Source organism: Cohaesibacter marisflavi (assembly GCF_900115225.1).
Taxonomy (GTDB): domain Bacteria; phylum Pseudomonadota; class Alphaproteobacteria; order Rhizobiales; family Cohaesibacteraceae; genus Cohaesibacter; species Cohaesibacter marisflavi.
Window position 1 is genome coordinate 479,944 of record NZ_FOVR01000001.1, and the last position, 14,293, is coordinate 494,236.

21 protein-coding genes are annotated in these 14,293 nt (G+C 52.2%); 10 read left to right on the forward strand and 11 right to left on the reverse strand.

Going from position 1 to position 14,293, the window contains the following annotated elements; genetic code table 11:
• Nucleotides 1-3: 3 nt before the first annotated feature.
• Nucleotides 4-1,182 (reverse strand): M24 family metallopeptidase, encoded by a 1,179-nt coding sequence (locus tag BM258_RS02070; RefSeq protein WP_175527875.1) that lies wholly within the window; start codon nucleotides 1,180-1,182, stop codon nucleotides 4-6.
• Nucleotides 1,183-1,406: 224 nt separating this feature from the next.
• On the opposite strand from BM258_RS02070, the gene BM258_RS02075 reads away from it, so the two are divergent.
• From BM258_RS02075 to BM258_RS02085, 3 genes are all read left to right on the forward strand, one after another.
• Nucleotides 1,407-2,066 (forward strand): GntR family transcriptional regulator, encoded by a 660-nt coding sequence (locus tag BM258_RS02075; RefSeq protein WP_090068329.1) that lies wholly within the window; start codon nucleotides 1,407-1,409, stop codon nucleotides 2,064-2,066.
• Entirely contained in the window at nucleotides 2,063-3,382 is a 1,320-nt protein-coding gene (locus BM258_RS02080) for a hydantoinase/carbamoylase family amidase (protein WP_090068331.1), read from the forward strand. The genes BM258_RS02075 and BM258_RS02080 overlap by 4 nt, the downstream gene beginning before the upstream one ends.
• A 314-nt stretch (nucleotides 3,383-3,696) precedes the next feature.
• Entirely contained in the window at nucleotides 3,697-4,467 is a 771-nt protein-coding gene (locus BM258_RS02085) for a LamB/YcsF family protein (RefSeq protein WP_090068333.1), read from the forward strand.
• Between the two features lie 266 nt (nucleotides 4,468-4,733).
• Here the strand turns inward: BM258_RS02085 and BM258_RS02090 are convergent, their stop codons facing one another.
• From BM258_RS02090 to BM258_RS02105, 6 genes are all read right to left on the reverse strand, one after another.
• A complete protein-coding gene (locus BM258_RS02090; RefSeq protein WP_090068335.1) occupies nucleotides 4,734-5,771 on the reverse strand; it encodes a tyrosine-type recombinase/integrase in 1,038 nt (345 codons plus the stop codon).
• A gap of 307 nt (nucleotides 5,772-6,078) precedes the next feature.
• On the reverse strand, nucleotides 6,079-6,489 hold the full coding sequence (locus tag BM258_RS02095; RefSeq protein ID WP_175527876.1) for a thermonuclease family protein: 411 nt from the start codon (nucleotides 6,487-6,489) through the stop codon (nucleotides 6,079-6,081).
• A 127-nt stretch (nucleotides 6,490-6,616) separates the two neighbouring features.
• On the reverse strand, nucleotides 6,617-6,874 hold the full coding sequence (locus BM258_RS02100; protein WP_090068337.1) for a DUF2312 domain-containing protein: 258 nt from the start codon (nucleotides 6,872-6,874) through the stop codon (nucleotides 6,617-6,619).
• Entirely contained in the window at nucleotides 6,871-7,029 is a 159-nt protein-coding gene (locus BM258_RS24395; protein WP_210186622.1) for a hypothetical protein, read from the reverse strand. The genes BM258_RS02100 and BM258_RS24395 overlap by 4 nt, the downstream gene beginning before the upstream one ends.
• Nucleotides 7,030-7,215: 186 nt before the next feature.
• A complete protein-coding gene (locus BM258_RS24210; RefSeq protein ID WP_139229180.1) occupies nucleotides 7,216-7,548 on the reverse strand; it encodes a hypothetical protein in 333 nt (110 codons plus the stop codon).
• A gap of 302 nt (nucleotides 7,549-7,850) precedes the next feature.
• Nucleotides 7,851-8,168: a helix-turn-helix transcriptional regulator gene (locus tag BM258_RS02105; protein ID WP_090068340.1), complete on the reverse strand. Its 318-nt coding sequence runs from the start codon at nucleotides 8,166-8,168 to the stop codon at nucleotides 7,851-7,853.
• Between the two features lie 85 nt (nucleotides 8,169-8,253).
• On the opposite strand from BM258_RS02105, the gene BM258_RS02110 reads away from it, so the two are divergent.
• From BM258_RS02110 to BM258_RS02135, 6 genes are read left to right on the forward strand one after another with little or no spacing between them, the layout of a single operon-like run.
• Complete coding sequence (locus BM258_RS02110) at nucleotides 8,254-8,514, forward strand: hypothetical protein (RefSeq protein ID WP_090068342.1); 261 nt, start codon at nucleotides 8,254-8,256, stop codon at nucleotides 8,512-8,514.
• A complete protein-coding gene (locus BM258_RS02115; protein ID WP_090068344.1) occupies nucleotides 8,511-9,071 on the forward strand; it encodes a hypothetical protein in 561 nt (186 codons plus the stop codon). The genes BM258_RS02110 and BM258_RS02115 overlap by 4 nt, the downstream gene beginning before the upstream one ends.
• Entirely contained in the window at nucleotides 9,061-9,672 is a 612-nt protein-coding gene (locus BM258_RS02120) for a helix-turn-helix domain-containing protein (RefSeq protein WP_175527879.1), read from the forward strand. Before BM258_RS02115 ends, BM258_RS02120 begins: the two co-directional genes overlap by 11 nt.
• Before the next feature lie 14 nt (nucleotides 9,673-9,686).
• The gene (locus tag BM258_RS02125; RefSeq protein ID WP_139229181.1) at nucleotides 9,687-9,989 is read left to right on the forward strand and encodes a hypothetical protein; all 303 of its coding nucleotides are present in this window, start codon (nucleotides 9,687-9,689) and stop codon (nucleotides 9,987-9,989) included.
• A complete protein-coding gene (locus BM258_RS02130; RefSeq protein ID WP_090068350.1) occupies nucleotides 9,983-10,228 on the forward strand; it encodes a hypothetical protein in 246 nt (81 codons plus the stop codon). The genes BM258_RS02125 and BM258_RS02130 overlap by 7 nt, the downstream gene beginning before the upstream one ends.
• On the forward strand, nucleotides 10,218-10,475 hold the full coding sequence (locus tag BM258_RS02135) for a hypothetical protein (RefSeq protein WP_090068351.1): 258 nt from the start codon (nucleotides 10,218-10,220) through the stop codon (nucleotides 10,473-10,475). The genes BM258_RS02130 and BM258_RS02135 overlap by 11 nt, the downstream gene beginning before the upstream one ends.
• On the opposite strand, the gene BM258_RS02140 is transcribed toward BM258_RS02135, so the two are convergent.
• Complete coding sequence (locus BM258_RS02140; RefSeq protein WP_090068353.1) at nucleotides 10,429-11,403, reverse strand: pentapeptide repeat-containing protein; 975 nt, start codon at nucleotides 11,401-11,403, stop codon at nucleotides 10,429-10,431. The two genes, BM258_RS02135 and BM258_RS02140, sit on opposite strands and share 47 nt — an antisense overlap.
• A gap of 104 nt (nucleotides 11,404-11,507) precedes the next feature.
• Between BM258_RS02140 and BM258_RS02145 the strand changes: the two genes are divergently transcribed.
• The gene (locus BM258_RS02145) at nucleotides 11,508-12,137 is read left to right on the forward strand and encodes a hypothetical protein (RefSeq protein WP_090068355.1); all 630 of its coding nucleotides are present in this window, start codon (nucleotides 11,508-11,510) and stop codon (nucleotides 12,135-12,137) included.
• A gap of 2 nt (nucleotides 12,138-12,139) precedes the next feature.
• On the opposite strand, the gene BM258_RS02150 is transcribed toward BM258_RS02145, so the two are convergent.
• Genes BM258_RS02150 through BM258_RS02160 form a run of 3 tightly spaced genes read right to left on the reverse strand, consistent with a single transcriptional unit; the run spans nucleotide 12,140 to nucleotide 14,014 of the window.
• Nucleotides 12,140-12,922 (reverse strand): hypothetical protein, encoded by a 783-nt coding sequence (locus BM258_RS02150; RefSeq protein WP_090068357.1) that lies wholly within the window; start codon nucleotides 12,920-12,922, stop codon nucleotides 12,140-12,142.
• Between the two features lie 26 nt (nucleotides 12,923-12,948).
• Nucleotides 12,949-13,575 (reverse strand): BRCT domain-containing protein, encoded by a 627-nt coding sequence (locus tag BM258_RS02155; protein ID WP_244544558.1) that lies wholly within the window; start codon nucleotides 13,573-13,575, stop codon nucleotides 12,949-12,951.
• 4 nt (nucleotides 13,576-13,579) lie between these two features.
• A complete protein-coding gene (locus BM258_RS02160) occupies nucleotides 13,580-14,014 on the reverse strand; it encodes a hypothetical protein (protein ID WP_139229182.1) in 435 nt (144 codons plus the stop codon).
• Nucleotides 14,015-14,293 lie beyond the last annotated feature (279 nt).

Consider the following 14,293-nt stretch of genomic DNA (forward strand, 5'->3'; position numbering starts at 1 on the left):
CTGTCAGGTGATTACAGTCAGATCATCCGGCAATGCGGTCAGTACTTCAGGGGCCCCCTCTGTGATGAGCAGAGTGTGGCCGACGCCCATGGCAAGTCCGGTGTCGCTGTCACCATTCATGACATGGTAAAAGAGGGTCATGCCCGGCTGGCATTGTGTCGGATTGCCCGAATAGATCATGGGCGGAACATCCATGCTGGTGGGCGCATAAGTGCAGCCGACCGAATAGCCGGTGGCGCCATAGCGGGCGCGCTTATATCCGCCTTTGTCCAGACCATCGGCATAGAGATCGAAAATCTCGCCCAGAGTTGTGCCCGGGCGGGCAATTTCGGTCATCCGGTGTAGGGTTTCCATACCTACGTCATACATCTTGCGATGGGCATCCGAGACGTCTCCAAACAGGATCGTCCATTCGGTTTTCACATTGTAATGCCGATAGGCGACCGGATATTCGACCAGCACCTGATCCTGCGTCTCAATCCGGCGTGGATCGGAAACGCCACGGCCATAAACGGCGCGATTGCCCGAATTGAAGATTGGGGCATTGGGAGGCATATCAGCGCCTTGTCCGAGTATGGAGGTCAAATAGGCGGCTTTCAGATCACTATCGAGAACGCCGGGTTTGGCTGCATCGATAACAGCAAGAAGCGAGTTGTCGAGAATCTCGGCGGCCTTCTTCGTGTAGGCGATTTCTGCGGGGGACTTGATGAGGCGGAGACGGCGAATCAGATGGTCGTCATTTTGCAGCGTGCACCAGCCTTCCAGCGCGTTTTGCACACGCCAAAGGTTCCATCCTGTCAGGCCGTGGGTATTGAGCTCGATAGCTATATTTTTGCCTTCCAGACCAAGCTCGGCCAGGATGACTTTGAGATCTTGCGCCGGATCGGCTTCCTCTGAATCCCACCAGATCCGAATGTCGGAAATCGTGCTGGTTTGTCTGGCTTGCACAAGATCCGGACGACGGGTGAGGAGGATGGGTTCGCGGCCATCTGCGGGAACAACAAGGCACTGGAAAAAGACAAAACCGCCGGTATCAAAGCCGGTTAGCCAATACATGCTCTCTTGAGCAAATACCAACATCGCTTCGCAACCCGCTTCACCAATCTTCTGACACAGGCGATTGTGGCGGGCTTTATGCTCCTCTCTGGAGAATGGGAGGCTTGGTTGAACGAGGCTATCCACGAGTGGTTCGTCCTTTTTTGATCGTTGCGTTGCATTGAGCTTAAAGTATGGTATACCAAAGGTCAACCACATGAATTCATATTGTCTCTCAATAAAATACATGCAGTATTTTCGGCTGTTTGAATTGTAAGGATGGGATGAGTATAAGGAGAGTGGTATAGGCTCATCCTTGCCGATAAACGGCATCTGTACGTGACTTGTGGAACTAGAAGAGCGAGAAAAGCATGCTGATCGAGACCAGTAAGCGGCTGGCCCAACAGGCTTATGAAAAGATCCTGGAACTCATTCTCTCAGGAGAAGCCGAGCCGGGGGAAATGTTGACCGAGCGTCGGTTGGCTGAAACGCTGGACATGTCGCGCACCCCCATCCGGGATGCTCTGTTGATGCTTGAAAGCGAAGGTCTTTTGAAGCGTCATGGCAGCCGTGGGCTTCAGGTCAAGCAGATGCGCATCGAGGATTATATGGAAGTGCTCCAGATCCGCCTGCTGCTTGAGCCGGAAGCGGCGCGTCTTGCTGCGGGTCATTTGACTGCGGAGACGATTTCAGACCTGCGCAAGCGCTTGCATGACCTGATTGATGGCGCAGAAAAAGGCGCAACTCGACCTGATCGCGAAGCCGTTCGCGCCGTTGATGATGGTCTGCATGGAGCGATCGCTAACATGGCCGGAAATGCACATCTCGCGCAAATCATCCACTCTCTGAGACGACAAACCCAGATTTTTGACCTGCGCAGCATTCCCGAGCGCTTGACATCGACCTGTCAGGAGCATTTGGCCCTCATAGATCTTTTGGAACAAGGCAAAAGCGAAGAGGCGGCTGAAGCGATGCGTGAGCATCTCGACCATGTTCGCGCGAGTATTATACGGAGACTTACACCGCAATGACATCGCACTCGGAGGGCGCTGTCGCGCTCGAATTGGAAGGGCGTAACTCACCGCCGGCCGATCTAGACCTTGCTCGCAAACTGTTCGACGAATTGGAGCAGCGCACCAGCAATGCCTTTGGCTTTACACGTCCGTCCTTCGGGCTAGGCGAACAGATCGCCCATGATATGGTGCGGCGCGAAGCGCGCAAACTGGGCCTTGAAACAAAAATTGATGCCGGTTGTAACCTCTATATGACCCTCAAGGGTCGTAAAAGCGGCCCCGGCTTGATGATTGGTTCCCATCTTGATTCAGTGCCCCGTGGCGGCAACTTTGATGGCGCTGCTGGCGTTTTGATGGGGTTGGCTGTTGTATCCGGTTTTGTAAAGGCCGGTATCAAGCCGGAGCGTGATATCACTGTCATGGCCATACGGGCCGAAGAAAGTGTCTGGTTTGGTGCTTCCTATATCGGCAGCCGCATGGCGTTTGGTCGGTTGGATGGCGACGAGCTTACGGCTCTTAAGCGCTCTTCCGATGGCGTATCTTTGCTGTCTGCTATTGACGGAAATGGTGGTGATGCAAAGTCCATTGCAGCCGGAAACGCTTTCCTTTCGGCTGAAACAGTTGGCATGTTCATCGAACCGCATATCGAGCAGGGGCCTGTTCTTGTGGATAGAAAGATCCCTGTCGGGATTGTCACCGGTATTCGCGGTTCTTTCCGTTACCGAGCAGCTCGCTGCCTTGGGGAATATGGTCATTCTGGCGGCACCCCACGCGATTGTCGGGCCGATGCGGTGCGCGCTGTTGCCACGCTGGTTGTGCGCCTTGATGAAGCCTGGATGCAGCTGGCCGACGAAGGTCATGATCTGGTCGTCACCTTTAGCCAGTTTTCCACCAATCCCGATGAGGCTGCTTTCAGCAAGATTGCTGGTGAAGTCGATTTTTCTCTCGACGTGCGCAGCGAGGAGCCCGAGACGCTGCAGCTAATGCAGGAGAAACTGCACGAGGCCATTGCTGTCATTGAGCGCGAGCAGAGTGTTCGGCTCGATATGGGCAAGATATCGACCAGTACGCCCGCCAAAATGCAGCCTTCCATTGTAAAGGGGCTGGAAAGCTGTGCGCAGGATCTTGAACAGACAACGCTCACCATGCCATGCGGTGCTGGCCACGATGCTGCTGTATTTGCCGCAGCTGGCGTGCCGACTGGTATGATCTTCATCCGTAACGACCACGGCAGCCATAACCCTGAAGAGCATATGGAACTGGACGATTTCGCTCTGGCGACCAATCTGCTCTCGGCATTTTGCCTGAGCGACCCGTTGGAGGTGGCTGAATAGGGGGGGGTGATAAGGCCGGAGGCCTAACGCGCGCACCTTCTAAAGTTCTCTGGAAGCAGCACAAAAAAGCACCCGGCATCACGCTATGAATGATCCGGGTGCTGAAGGTGGGATAAACCGCCCTTGGTGCGGCAACATCTTGTCAAGATGGTATACCATCTGTATGCATTAGCTGAAATGCAAAATCAAGTGTTTCTTGTGCTTGTTATTGTGGATTGAACTGTCTGCTGTACTTCAGTGAGAGCGCGGGTCGTTAATTTGATGCAAGCGCGTCTTTCCTATATCAAGAAACTCATACAGAAAGGGTTGGTAACATGACCAAAACAGTCGATTTGAATTGTGATATGGGCGAGGCTTTCGGTGCCTATACCATCGGTGATGATGCCGCGATGTTGGAAATCATTTCCACCGCCAATGTGGCGTGCGGGTTTCATGCGGGCGATCCCGTCGTGATGCGCGACACGATTCTTGCAGCCAAAGCGCAGGGCGTTTCCATCGGGGCGCATCCTTCCTTTATGGATCTCTATGGCTTCGGGCGCCGACGCGTCATGGGTGACAAGCCAGAAGATCTTGAGGCGCAAATTATCTATCAGATCGCTGCAATTGACGGCATGGCACGCGCGCTCGGCTGGCCTATCAGCCATATGAAGACGCACGGGGCACTTGGCAATATGGCAGCAGAAGATCCTGTATTGGCAGAGGTTTGTGTACGGGCTGTGGTTGCGGTCAATCCCAAGCTGGTGGTCGTGGCGCTTCCTTATTCCGAAATCATGAAGGCTGCCGAAAAAGCAGGCCTTGAGGTGGTGTGTGAAGTTTACGCAGACCGCACCTACACCGCAGATGGCATGTTGACGCCGCGTTCCCAGGAGGGGGCCGTGATCAAGGATCATGCCCAGTCGGTCGATCAGGCGCTCGCCATGGTGCGTGATGGATATATTCCCACAACAGCAGGCACAAAGCTTCCTGTAGAAGCTGGATCTATTTGTGTTCATGGGGATACGCCAGGCGCTGTTGCCACAGCAAAAGACTTGCGTGAGGCCTTCATCAAGGAAGGAATCGCAATCGCCCCATTTGCCCGCAATTGATTTCAGCTGGCAGGTGGCGCGAAAAAGACCGCTGCCTGCCGTCCTTGTTTCCTAAGCGGCAATCATTGGACCAAGCGCTTAAGAAAGAAGGTGAGCTGATTATAGCAAGCTGCAATGATCCAATTGCTTGGATCAAACAACTATCAAATTGCTTTAAGATTTTAAGAGAAATTTTGGCTGGGGATCCTGGACTCGAACCAGGACCGACGGAGTCAGAGTTCAGACCGCGCATATCCTATATAATTGAAATAACTTTATTATTCGATTTAGTCCGTTGCGCCTGTGCCGAGTTTTGTGCGAGCTACGATTTTGTTTCTTGTCCTTTCCATGTCAAGAAATGCGTATCTTTGCTCTGTGACGACAACGGAACTGTGACCCAAAATCTTGCTTACCTCTTCCATGGACAATTCATAGTCCTGAAGCAAGCGACACCCTGCAGTTCGGCGTAAATCGTGCCATTTCAGGTCTGTTATCCTTGCGCGGCGGCAAGCGCTTTTGAAGCCTTTCTGCATATTTTGCAGGCGTCGTCCGTCATCGTGGCGCAAGACATAAGGGCTTTTAAAGTGGCGAGGATGTGTGCCGAGATTTGTGCGGGCACGTTGCAGGATCGGAACCTCGCGTGGTTTGCCGGATTTGGTGTTCGTGCCTAATTTGATGACACCTGCCGACAGGTCTATTTGCTTCCATGTGAGCGAGAATAATTCCTCACGCCTTAGGCCGGTGTCGATTGCCAATTCGATTGCTAGCTGGACAGCAGGCGTGGTGTGCGCCAGCAAGTGCTTTTCTTCATAGGCTGACAGATAGCGGGTGCGCGGCGGGCTTTCTCTCAAGCCTCTTCGGCTGCGGGCACGTAAGAAGGTTGGGACTGGATTCACATCAATCCATTCCCAATCCATCGCGCTTGTTAGCATGGAAGAAAGGCAAGCCAGATCGCGGCGTACTGTTGCAGCGGTAACGCCATCATTGCGCCTAGAGACTTCAAAATCAGATAGCACTGACCGGGTGATTTCGTCGACCATCATATGACCCATTAGGGCATTTAGGTTTTTGATCGAAACGCCATAGCGAATGGCTGATTTGGGTTTAAGGGTGGGTAGATGTTCGAGGATAAAGCGTTCGGCAAGATCAGCAAAGGATTTGCGGGGCTTTTCACCCCAAGCAATCCGCTCTAATTCGCCTATCCAGTCCTGCAGGCGCTTTTCAGCAGTGCGTCTATCTTTTGTCTTGAGAGAACGCCTGTATTCTTTACCGGACCGGGTAACTCTTCCCCAATAGCTCGACCCACGTTTGTAGACATTGGCCATTGATTAACACTCCTTTTCCGGGTTTCCCACCAGCGTTCAAAAAGCTTCTTGTCAAATAGCCAATGACCGCCTGGGCCTGATGGCTGGAACGCTCCGGGAATTTTCCCTTCAGCAGCTTGCCTTATCCAATAGCGGCTCGTGAAACCATGTTTATTTGCGATGGCGGAAGCACGTACATAATCAGGCATGGTGCTATTCTCGTTTGATAATGGTGGGCGTGACCAAGCCAGACATGCAGACGTGACAATTCGCTTGGTCATTGGCGTTTGAACAAGTTGAAATAAGACTGAAATTGATTGGGCTGGGCTTACTCGTTGCACCAGAATTTTGGGCCATCTGGCCAGCGGCGGGCTAGGCGCTGTTGCAGAAGATATTTGCCTGCGTCCTGTCCATCGACTGAAACCTTGACGAGTGTTCGGCTATAGTAGCCTTCACCATAGGTGCGTAAGCTGATTTCGCCTTTGCTGAGAAAGCTGGATAGGGCTCTGGTGGCGTTGGCGGCCAAGCGCCGCTCACCGCTGCATTGTCCATTCGTTTCAGGCGTATCAACATCCTTGAGGCGGTATTTGGTGCCTTTGAGCCAGAAAGTGTCGCCATCGACAACGCAAGAGACGCGTTTGCCGCTGGAGCAAATCGGCATTGAGACCCGGCCATGGTCCGTTGGTGTTGTCTGATTTTCGTTCATGACATACAGGCCATAGACTGCGAAAGAAAGCACTGCCCAAATTCCCAGATTTCTCATTATGCTTGCCTCTTTGTGTTGAAACTCATTCGGTCTTTGGGCTCTTGCTTATTGCTATGCACGAACTGGCGCGTGGCATGGCCTCTTGCTTCGGCGTTGAGCGCTATGCGCTTGTACCTGCCATTCCTAGCGCATGGAGGTAAAGGTCTAGTAAGGCTTCCATCTCTTGCCGCTCATTGGCGTCTTGTTTGCGCAAGCGGACGACCTGGCGCATGGCCTTGGTGTCGTAGCCGTTGCCCTTGGCTTCAGCGTAGATATCCTTGATATCGTCGGAAATGGCTTTCTTCTCTTCTTCGAGCCGCTCGATGCGTTCGATAAATGCGCGCAGCTGATCGGCTGCGACCCCGCCATTGTTGGTCATTGGATTGCTCCTGAAAGAATAAAAAGAGAAAGGAGAAAAGCAGATGTGCTGGCCATCACCCCCAAATATGAAAGGCCTTCCCGCAAGGCGAAAAAGGTGGCTTTCAAAGCTGGTTTGCAAGAGCGCCGCCGCATTGGAATATAGATCTCTTGCATCTGCCTTTCTCCAGTTGGCGCAAGAGATGAGGGAGGAATGCTTGTCTCTTGCTGCTTCTCGCTCAAAGGGAGGAGGCCTTGAGCGAATGAAGACAGGTTGATACATAAAATATGTATTGTCAACATATAAGTACAATTAATATGTACAATATTTTTAGAGAATGGGGGTGATTGGACGGTGGAGACTCAGTTTTTGGGAGGGGTAGCTTTGTTTGAGCGCTTTGAAGAACGGATTTCTCGTAGCTCCGCTTCAATCATTCGAGCGAAGGTTGGATCTTTAAATGTCTTGGCTTCACGGTAGGCCAAGAGAAGTTTCTGTTCCAGATCTTGAGGGCCTCTTGCGCGCTTGCTGGCCATGATTGCGTCTTCTGCTGAACGGGTCAAGCGGAGAGGTTTAACGGTTGTGTCTGTGTGTTTTTGTGTTTGATGTTTGGCTTTGTCTCTGATGCTCTTTAAGCCGAAGTACCCAATGAGACCGGCGAATATGAGGGGTGCAATAGAGGTGTTGAGGGTGAGCACGGTCGTTGTTCCGCATTTCGTTTGGTAAATAACTATAGGAAATTCCTATAGAATTGACGAGATTCTCTGTCCGGTTGCGGCGCTTGGTGGCTGACAGTTTCTTTGTGGGAGTTGGGTTGGTGTTTTGCTGGGCTAATTGAAAGGGATTCTGCGGCTTCAGTCAATTGATCAGCATGTGTAATTTTGTTGGATAGTTAAAAATCCTAAGTTGCATAGTTCTTGTTTTGTTCTAATAATGAGCGTACGGAAAGGCGCATTATGAGTGAGAATGAGGAGAGACTGCAGATGGTGATTGATGCCTGTCAGGCGTCCGGGTTCTCGCTAGATATGGCCGAATTGCTTTCGAGAGGTCTGGACATCCAGGCCGTGGCCATCTTCTGTGGCAATGTGTCGACTCTTCCTAGAAACAGAAAATCCAAAGATGTACCGTATAGGGCGTTGATCTTGAGGGCACCTTGCAGGGAAAGGCGCTGAGGGCCTTTGATCCAATTGTTGATCGTGGCCTTCTTCTCACCAATGCTTTTGGCAAACTCGGTCTGTGTCGTTTCGAGATAGATCTCGATCAACCACAGGAGCCTTTCGCCGACATTTTCTTGCGATGATGGATTCGTGTTTTTCATAAGCAAAGAATGACATAGTACAAAAATTATGGACACTGCGCTTACATTGACTTGACAGGGTACATAATAATTGTACTTTTAATGCATGAGCACAGCAAAATGCATCGTGGGTGATTTGGGGGCTGGGTCCGTTGCCAAGCGGCTGGGCGTTGGCGCGTCTGCTGTTTCCAACAATGTTGTCTTGGGGTCTTTTCCTGCGTCCTGGTTCGTTCCTCTTTTCCTAATGGGGTTGGAGCAGGGCGTTTCCGTTCCTGTTTCCCTTTTCCGCTGGCGCTCTGTTGATGCTCACAGTCTGCAAGGCTGTGAGGTTGAATTCCATGTTTCTGGTGCGGCGGATGGCTCATGAGTGGCGAACACAAGCTTTTATGCAATTTCAATGGACGCGATATCTATGGTGAACTGCTGGCAGCGAGCAAGCTGGACGTGAAAACCGTTGGCAGTGACGCGCTGGCAGAAGTGACCGGATATCGCAAGCAGAGCATTGACCGTTGTTTGCGGCGGCGCTCCAGCCAAGACGACATGCGGCAGCAATCGCTTTCGCTCTTCATGTTGGCCGATTTGATTGCCTTCTCCGATGGGGAAGCGCTGCGGGCGCTGCGGCTTTTGCTGGAACTGGCGGGCCTTCAGGCCGTGCCGCGCTCGGATTGCAATCCGGTGCCAACGGGTGCCGGTGCTGTGGCTGGCGTCAGCTCTGATTTTGCCGGTCTGTTGGCTGGCATGAGCAAGGCACTGGAAGACGACGCGCAAATCTCGGTTTCGGAAATCCTCGATTATGATCTGATCGAAGCGGCGGAGCGGCTGCACCTCAATGCGCTATCCCTCAAGGAAAGCTTCAAGGCCAAGGTTGCCGCCGCCAGCGCCCAAAGCCCAAACGGGCAGCAAAGGGGCGGTGATGGCTGTTAAACCCCTTCCACCCTTGCAACTCACCTTTGATGCGCTCGGCTTCGGGCCGGACATGCTGGACAAGGTGCCGCATGTCTTCAAGCGCAAAAAAGGCAAGAGCAATCCAGAACCAACTGCATGCAGTGCGGACCCTTACAAGCTATGTGCCTTTCGCTGCCAACGTCAGCTTGGCTTTAGGCGCTCTTACGCTCTGGGCGAATATGCCTCTTTTGCACTTAAATATACCGAGTTGCCAGAGGGCAAGCGGTTTCGCGATTTTGCTTATTGCATCATTGCGGCTTCGGCGGTCAGTGAGCGCTATTTCCTGAAGCCTGAAGAGATTTTCGTAGAAAAGCGCGATCACATTGAAATCAGCGGCGCGCGTCACATTGCGCAGCATCTGGCCGTAGAGATTGGCCGGTGCTCTACTGTGATGGTGGGGCAGGTTTTCGATCGGCACCATGCCAGCGTGCGCAATGCCGTGGACCGCGTTGCCGTGTTGCGGCTGGCAAGCCCTGCGCTGGAAGCGGAAGTCAGCAATCTTGAAAATGTTGTTCTTGACCTCTGGGCCTTGGCTGACGAGGGCGAAAGCCTTCGCAAGCGCATCGCCTTGATTGCGTGAGGGAGGGCAAACGAGTGAAACGAGAGTTGACCACGCCAGCGAAAGGTCTTTGCGAAGCAACGAGCGAGAGCATCGTTCATTCAGGGTGGATTGTTGAGGCTGGGTCTGTGTCTCGGGCTATCCAGTATTTTGACCGGCTGGTGGAGCCGCGCATCGTTGCGGCTGACGACCTCACGGCAACCATTAGCCATGTGCAAAGCGGGCTAGGAAATCGTGCTTATCGAATGTTCGGATTTTCGATGCTAGGCGAGGTTGAAAGCTTTGTTGACCAGATTGCACAGCGGGCGATTGAGGGCAGGGGGCGCGCGCGATGCTGAAGACAAAGCGGCGTCCATATCGGCCATCCATCGACAGGTTGGAGACGCGGCGCATTCAAATTAATCTTATCGAGCAGCGCGGATTTAATCCGCCAGTTGTGACCATGCACGGGCCATGGAACTCGCCCGACTGGCGAGAGCGCAATCTCTTTTTACATGAAGCAATCGCGGTGCGGGACCGGCTTAACGAGCTGTTGCCGCAAGAGGCTGCAATGAAGGGCGTGAGTGATGATCAATGATCGGGGCAATCGCAGCGCACAGCTGCTTTCTGGCGGTGTTCCTCTGATGGGGCCGACGTTGCGTGCTGAGGCACCGAAGCGGGTGCAAGAGCGCGTCAGGCGCGAGCGTGAGGCTGCAGCGGTAAAGCGCGACGATAAAGGCCGGGTTCAGCTCTGCTACACCCGCATGCAATGCGGCAATGGAGGTGGGGTGAACCGCGTTACTCTTCCGCGCTTTGTGGCGCTGGATCGGGTGAGGGATGTGTAGAATGCAAGAGACTGTTACGAAATGGATTAATGCATTCGATCAGGAAATAGTCGCCTTTATTAGTGGCTTTCCACATAGTGCGATCAAGAGAAAGTGTAGCCAGTGTTTGGTGATCGATGATCATGCATTCCAGTCTCGCGTCATCGAATGTTGCACCACTGAAATTGGTTCTTTTGAAGTCAGCCCCTCTGAGATCAGATTCGAGAAAGTTGGCGTTCTCAAAGGTTGCACATTCAATCCTCGAATTCACAAAGCAACTTTTAAACAAATCTGCATTCGAAAAGTTGAGGCGGATCCTGTCTTCATAAAACCGTTTGAAATGTGCTCTTCCCAGTGGAGGTCTCCATCCTATATCTCTGTCTTTTCCCAGATCGTTGCGCAGTTGCGAAATCACTCTCATAGCGGTTTTAAGGCTGCTGGAGGCATCATATTCACTTTTGTAGCGACGGCTATAGTTCCGAATGAACGAGCAGAGCACGTCTTGTACGGTTTGGTAGTAAGCTTCTGGGTCTGCGCTGGCAATTTCCCGCAAAGCAAATATTCCGGCTTCCCCGCCTGCTACGTCTTTTTCGGTCAGCATCGCTGCCGCCTTTGTGAAACGGTCAGCAAGTTGTCCCTGTTGCAGCAATTCAATTTGCTTGGCTGTGTGTTGAGATTGCTTGATGGCTGTTTTGGCTTGGCTGGAAGCAACGACAGAGCGCCAGATCGCGAGAGGCAAGCCGATGACGCCGAGCAGCAGAAGGCCGAGATTTCTTGCGATCTCGCTAAACTCCTTCCAAACGCTCGCTTCTGCGCTTGCTACATCGTTGAAAATGAGCCACAAGCCAAAGCCCGAGAAAAGCAAAACAAAAGCGCCCAAGTAGATCAAATGCCTTCTCAGCCAAATTCCGGCTGGTGTAAGGAACTTAATGATTTCCCTGTCATTCATCGTGCTTTTGCCTTTGCTGATCGTCTTGAACCAGCAAACGACAATCTTGCTATTTTTGCAACTGCGAGGCGCAGTGCATCACCAGCCTTTTGTGAGGTGGCGTGATGGCTAAAATCATTGTTGCTTGTGAGCGCTTCGGGACAGTGCGCAACGCCTTCCTTGCGCGCGGTCATGATGCCTGGTCTTGCGATATCGCACCGGCTGCGGATGGGTCTAACAGACATATTCAGGGCGATGCGAGGGACGTTGTCGGCGATGGGTGGGACGCTCTTATTGTGGCGCATCCACCTTGTACGAGGCTATGCAATAGCGGTGTGCGCTGGCTGAGCAAGCCACCAAAGGGCAAGACACTGGAACAGATGTGGCAAGAGCTGGAAGAGGGCGCGTCGCTGTTCTCCGACATGTGGAATGCGCCTATTCCTTGCGTTGCCGTTGAAAATCCGGTCATGCACAAACATGCAAAGCGGATCATTCGAAACTATGAAGAATTTAGTCAATCTATCCAGCCTTGGCAATTCGGTCATGGTGAAGTCAAGCGCACCTGCCTGTGGTTGCGCAACCTGCCAAAATTGGAACCTACTAACATTGTAGAGGGGCGCGTTGCGCGCGTGCATCGTATGCCACCGGGGCCAAACAGGGGCATAGAGCGTTCACGCTTTTTCACGGGTGTTGCGGACGCTATGGCCGATCAATGGGGGCCTGTGATTGATGAAACGGCAAGGAGGGCGGCGTGATGTTAAGAGGGATTAACATGAAGTCGTTGCCAATCTCCGAGGCGACGCTTTTCTTTATTGAGAGCATGCAGGAATTCTTCCTCCAACAGCGAATAGGCGCAAACAAGGTCAACAGGAATCGCTTGTTCATTTCTTGCCTGGTATTGTTCGGGCGTAACCGGGTCGCGCTTCAGAACCGAAACCAATGTGCTTTCGAACTCAAATATGGATTTGTCGAGGTATCTCATTACATCCATTTCATTCTTGAAATCATAGATGCCCATTCCATTCAGTGTCGCAGCGGCAAAATTGCAGGCGCTTTGCATATCCCGAAGGATATCAGCAAGCTCGTTGGCAAAATTGTACTCTTCAACAATACGCTCATCCTTCGCAGGGGAGCCGTGCAGGGGAAACGATCTATCGTTTTTGCTGGTTATGTGAGGTCTCAAGGACTTGCTCTGAGCAAAAGTAAAAAGCCACTGCATGCGTGTTCTCGCCTGGCGCAACTGGATTCTGCTTTGATCAATCTTGGCAATCATCTCCTTGACGTGGCTGTCCTGAGCCTGAACTTTGAGCCAGCGCAAAGTGGGAAAGCCTATGATGATAGCACCCACAGCCGCCACCCAACCGCTCAGAGCGCCGATCCATTCTCGGACACAGGTGACCGGCGTTTCGGCGGGGCTGCCTGCTGCTTCAAGCTTGCAGAAGCCCATGTTGCCATCCAGCCCATAGCCGATGAACAGCATCAGCAAAACAGTCAGGCCAGCGCCAAGGCTGAAGGCGAAGATGTGGGAAGGTTTGAACATGGATTACTTGCTCGCTTGGTCTTTACTCACCTAAGAGCTTGCAGCCAATCGTTTTCTGATACAAGCGCTATCGGAGCGCCCTTTGCCTTCAATTGGCAGGCCTTCTCGATTTTGCGACCATATGAAGACTGGATCCAGCTTTGCGTTGCGTATGATCCAATGACAAGGAAACGGGTTTTCTTGGTCAGGCTTCCAGCCGTTGCCCCGCGCTCTAAAACGGCGGCTTCACACTCTCTACGTTTCATGGAAACGAACGTTCCCGTAAATGTGAAATGGCTTCCTTCAAAAAAGATGGGTGGAGTAGGGCGATCCAGCGGCAAGCTTGTCGATTTTACGTCTTCACCGATTTCAAAGTCGGAGCCGGTGAATTCAACCAGCGTGTCAAGCAGATCTCTTCTTTCGTCTTCATCGACGACACCATCAGCCAACGTGTCGCGTATGCGTGCATACAGGATATTGATGAGCGGATTTTCAGTAAGTTCAGCTTGGGAAATAAGCCATTTATGCAGATATTCAATTTCGCCATCATCTAGCTTTCCATCAGCAAGCAGCCCGCGAGAAATGCCGACCAACTCAGTGACCTGCCGTTCGTCAAGGCGCTTTTTGTTGTATAAATTAAGCATAAAATCAGATGGTCTTTCTTGCTCTAACAATGTCCTAACTCTCTGTTTTGCGGAGTTTTTTTTCGTCGGGCTCGGTTGTGCAATCGTAAGTAAACTCATATTGCGGCTCAACGACAAGGTAGCCTTTTGTGATTTTGCAGTGCGACCGGCCTGTTTGGTCCAAGTAGTCTCTAGCAGCTTGCTCATGGACCTTTTCCGAGGGCATTGTATTTGCCAAGCCAAGGGTCAAGCCTTTTGCAAAACCGCGTGCAGCAGCGCCTGCGACAGGAGGAGTGGTCATGATAACATTTTCTTTGGGATGCTCAAAAACACGATAAGCAGTATCGCCCACGCGAACATGATGCACTTTCGGGTCAAATTGCATAGCTCGGTTCACGCCCGAGCATCCGGCCAAAAAGCAGCAAACGCAAATGATAGTGAGCTTTTTCATTGTATCCCCCGTTGCATTCCCCATTGCTGTCATCATCATGCATTGCAACCAGAGGGGGAGTCGAGTCCAAAACTTCAATATTTGACAATTCCAAATAATCGCGCCATGATTCCAGAATGCTGGATGTTGTCCAGTGAGTGCGTCGCAAAAGGGCGCGCGGGGATTGGCCTCCCTTCTGGTACGAGGCGCTTGAGCTGCGCCACGACACATCTATGTGTACGTGGTGTTTTCGTATGGTCAGGCGTTCAGGAGCACGAAAGTGCGCCGTTCCTCGTAGCGGTAAGGCCAATCCTGTTCGTCTGGCCGCCCGAGATTGGC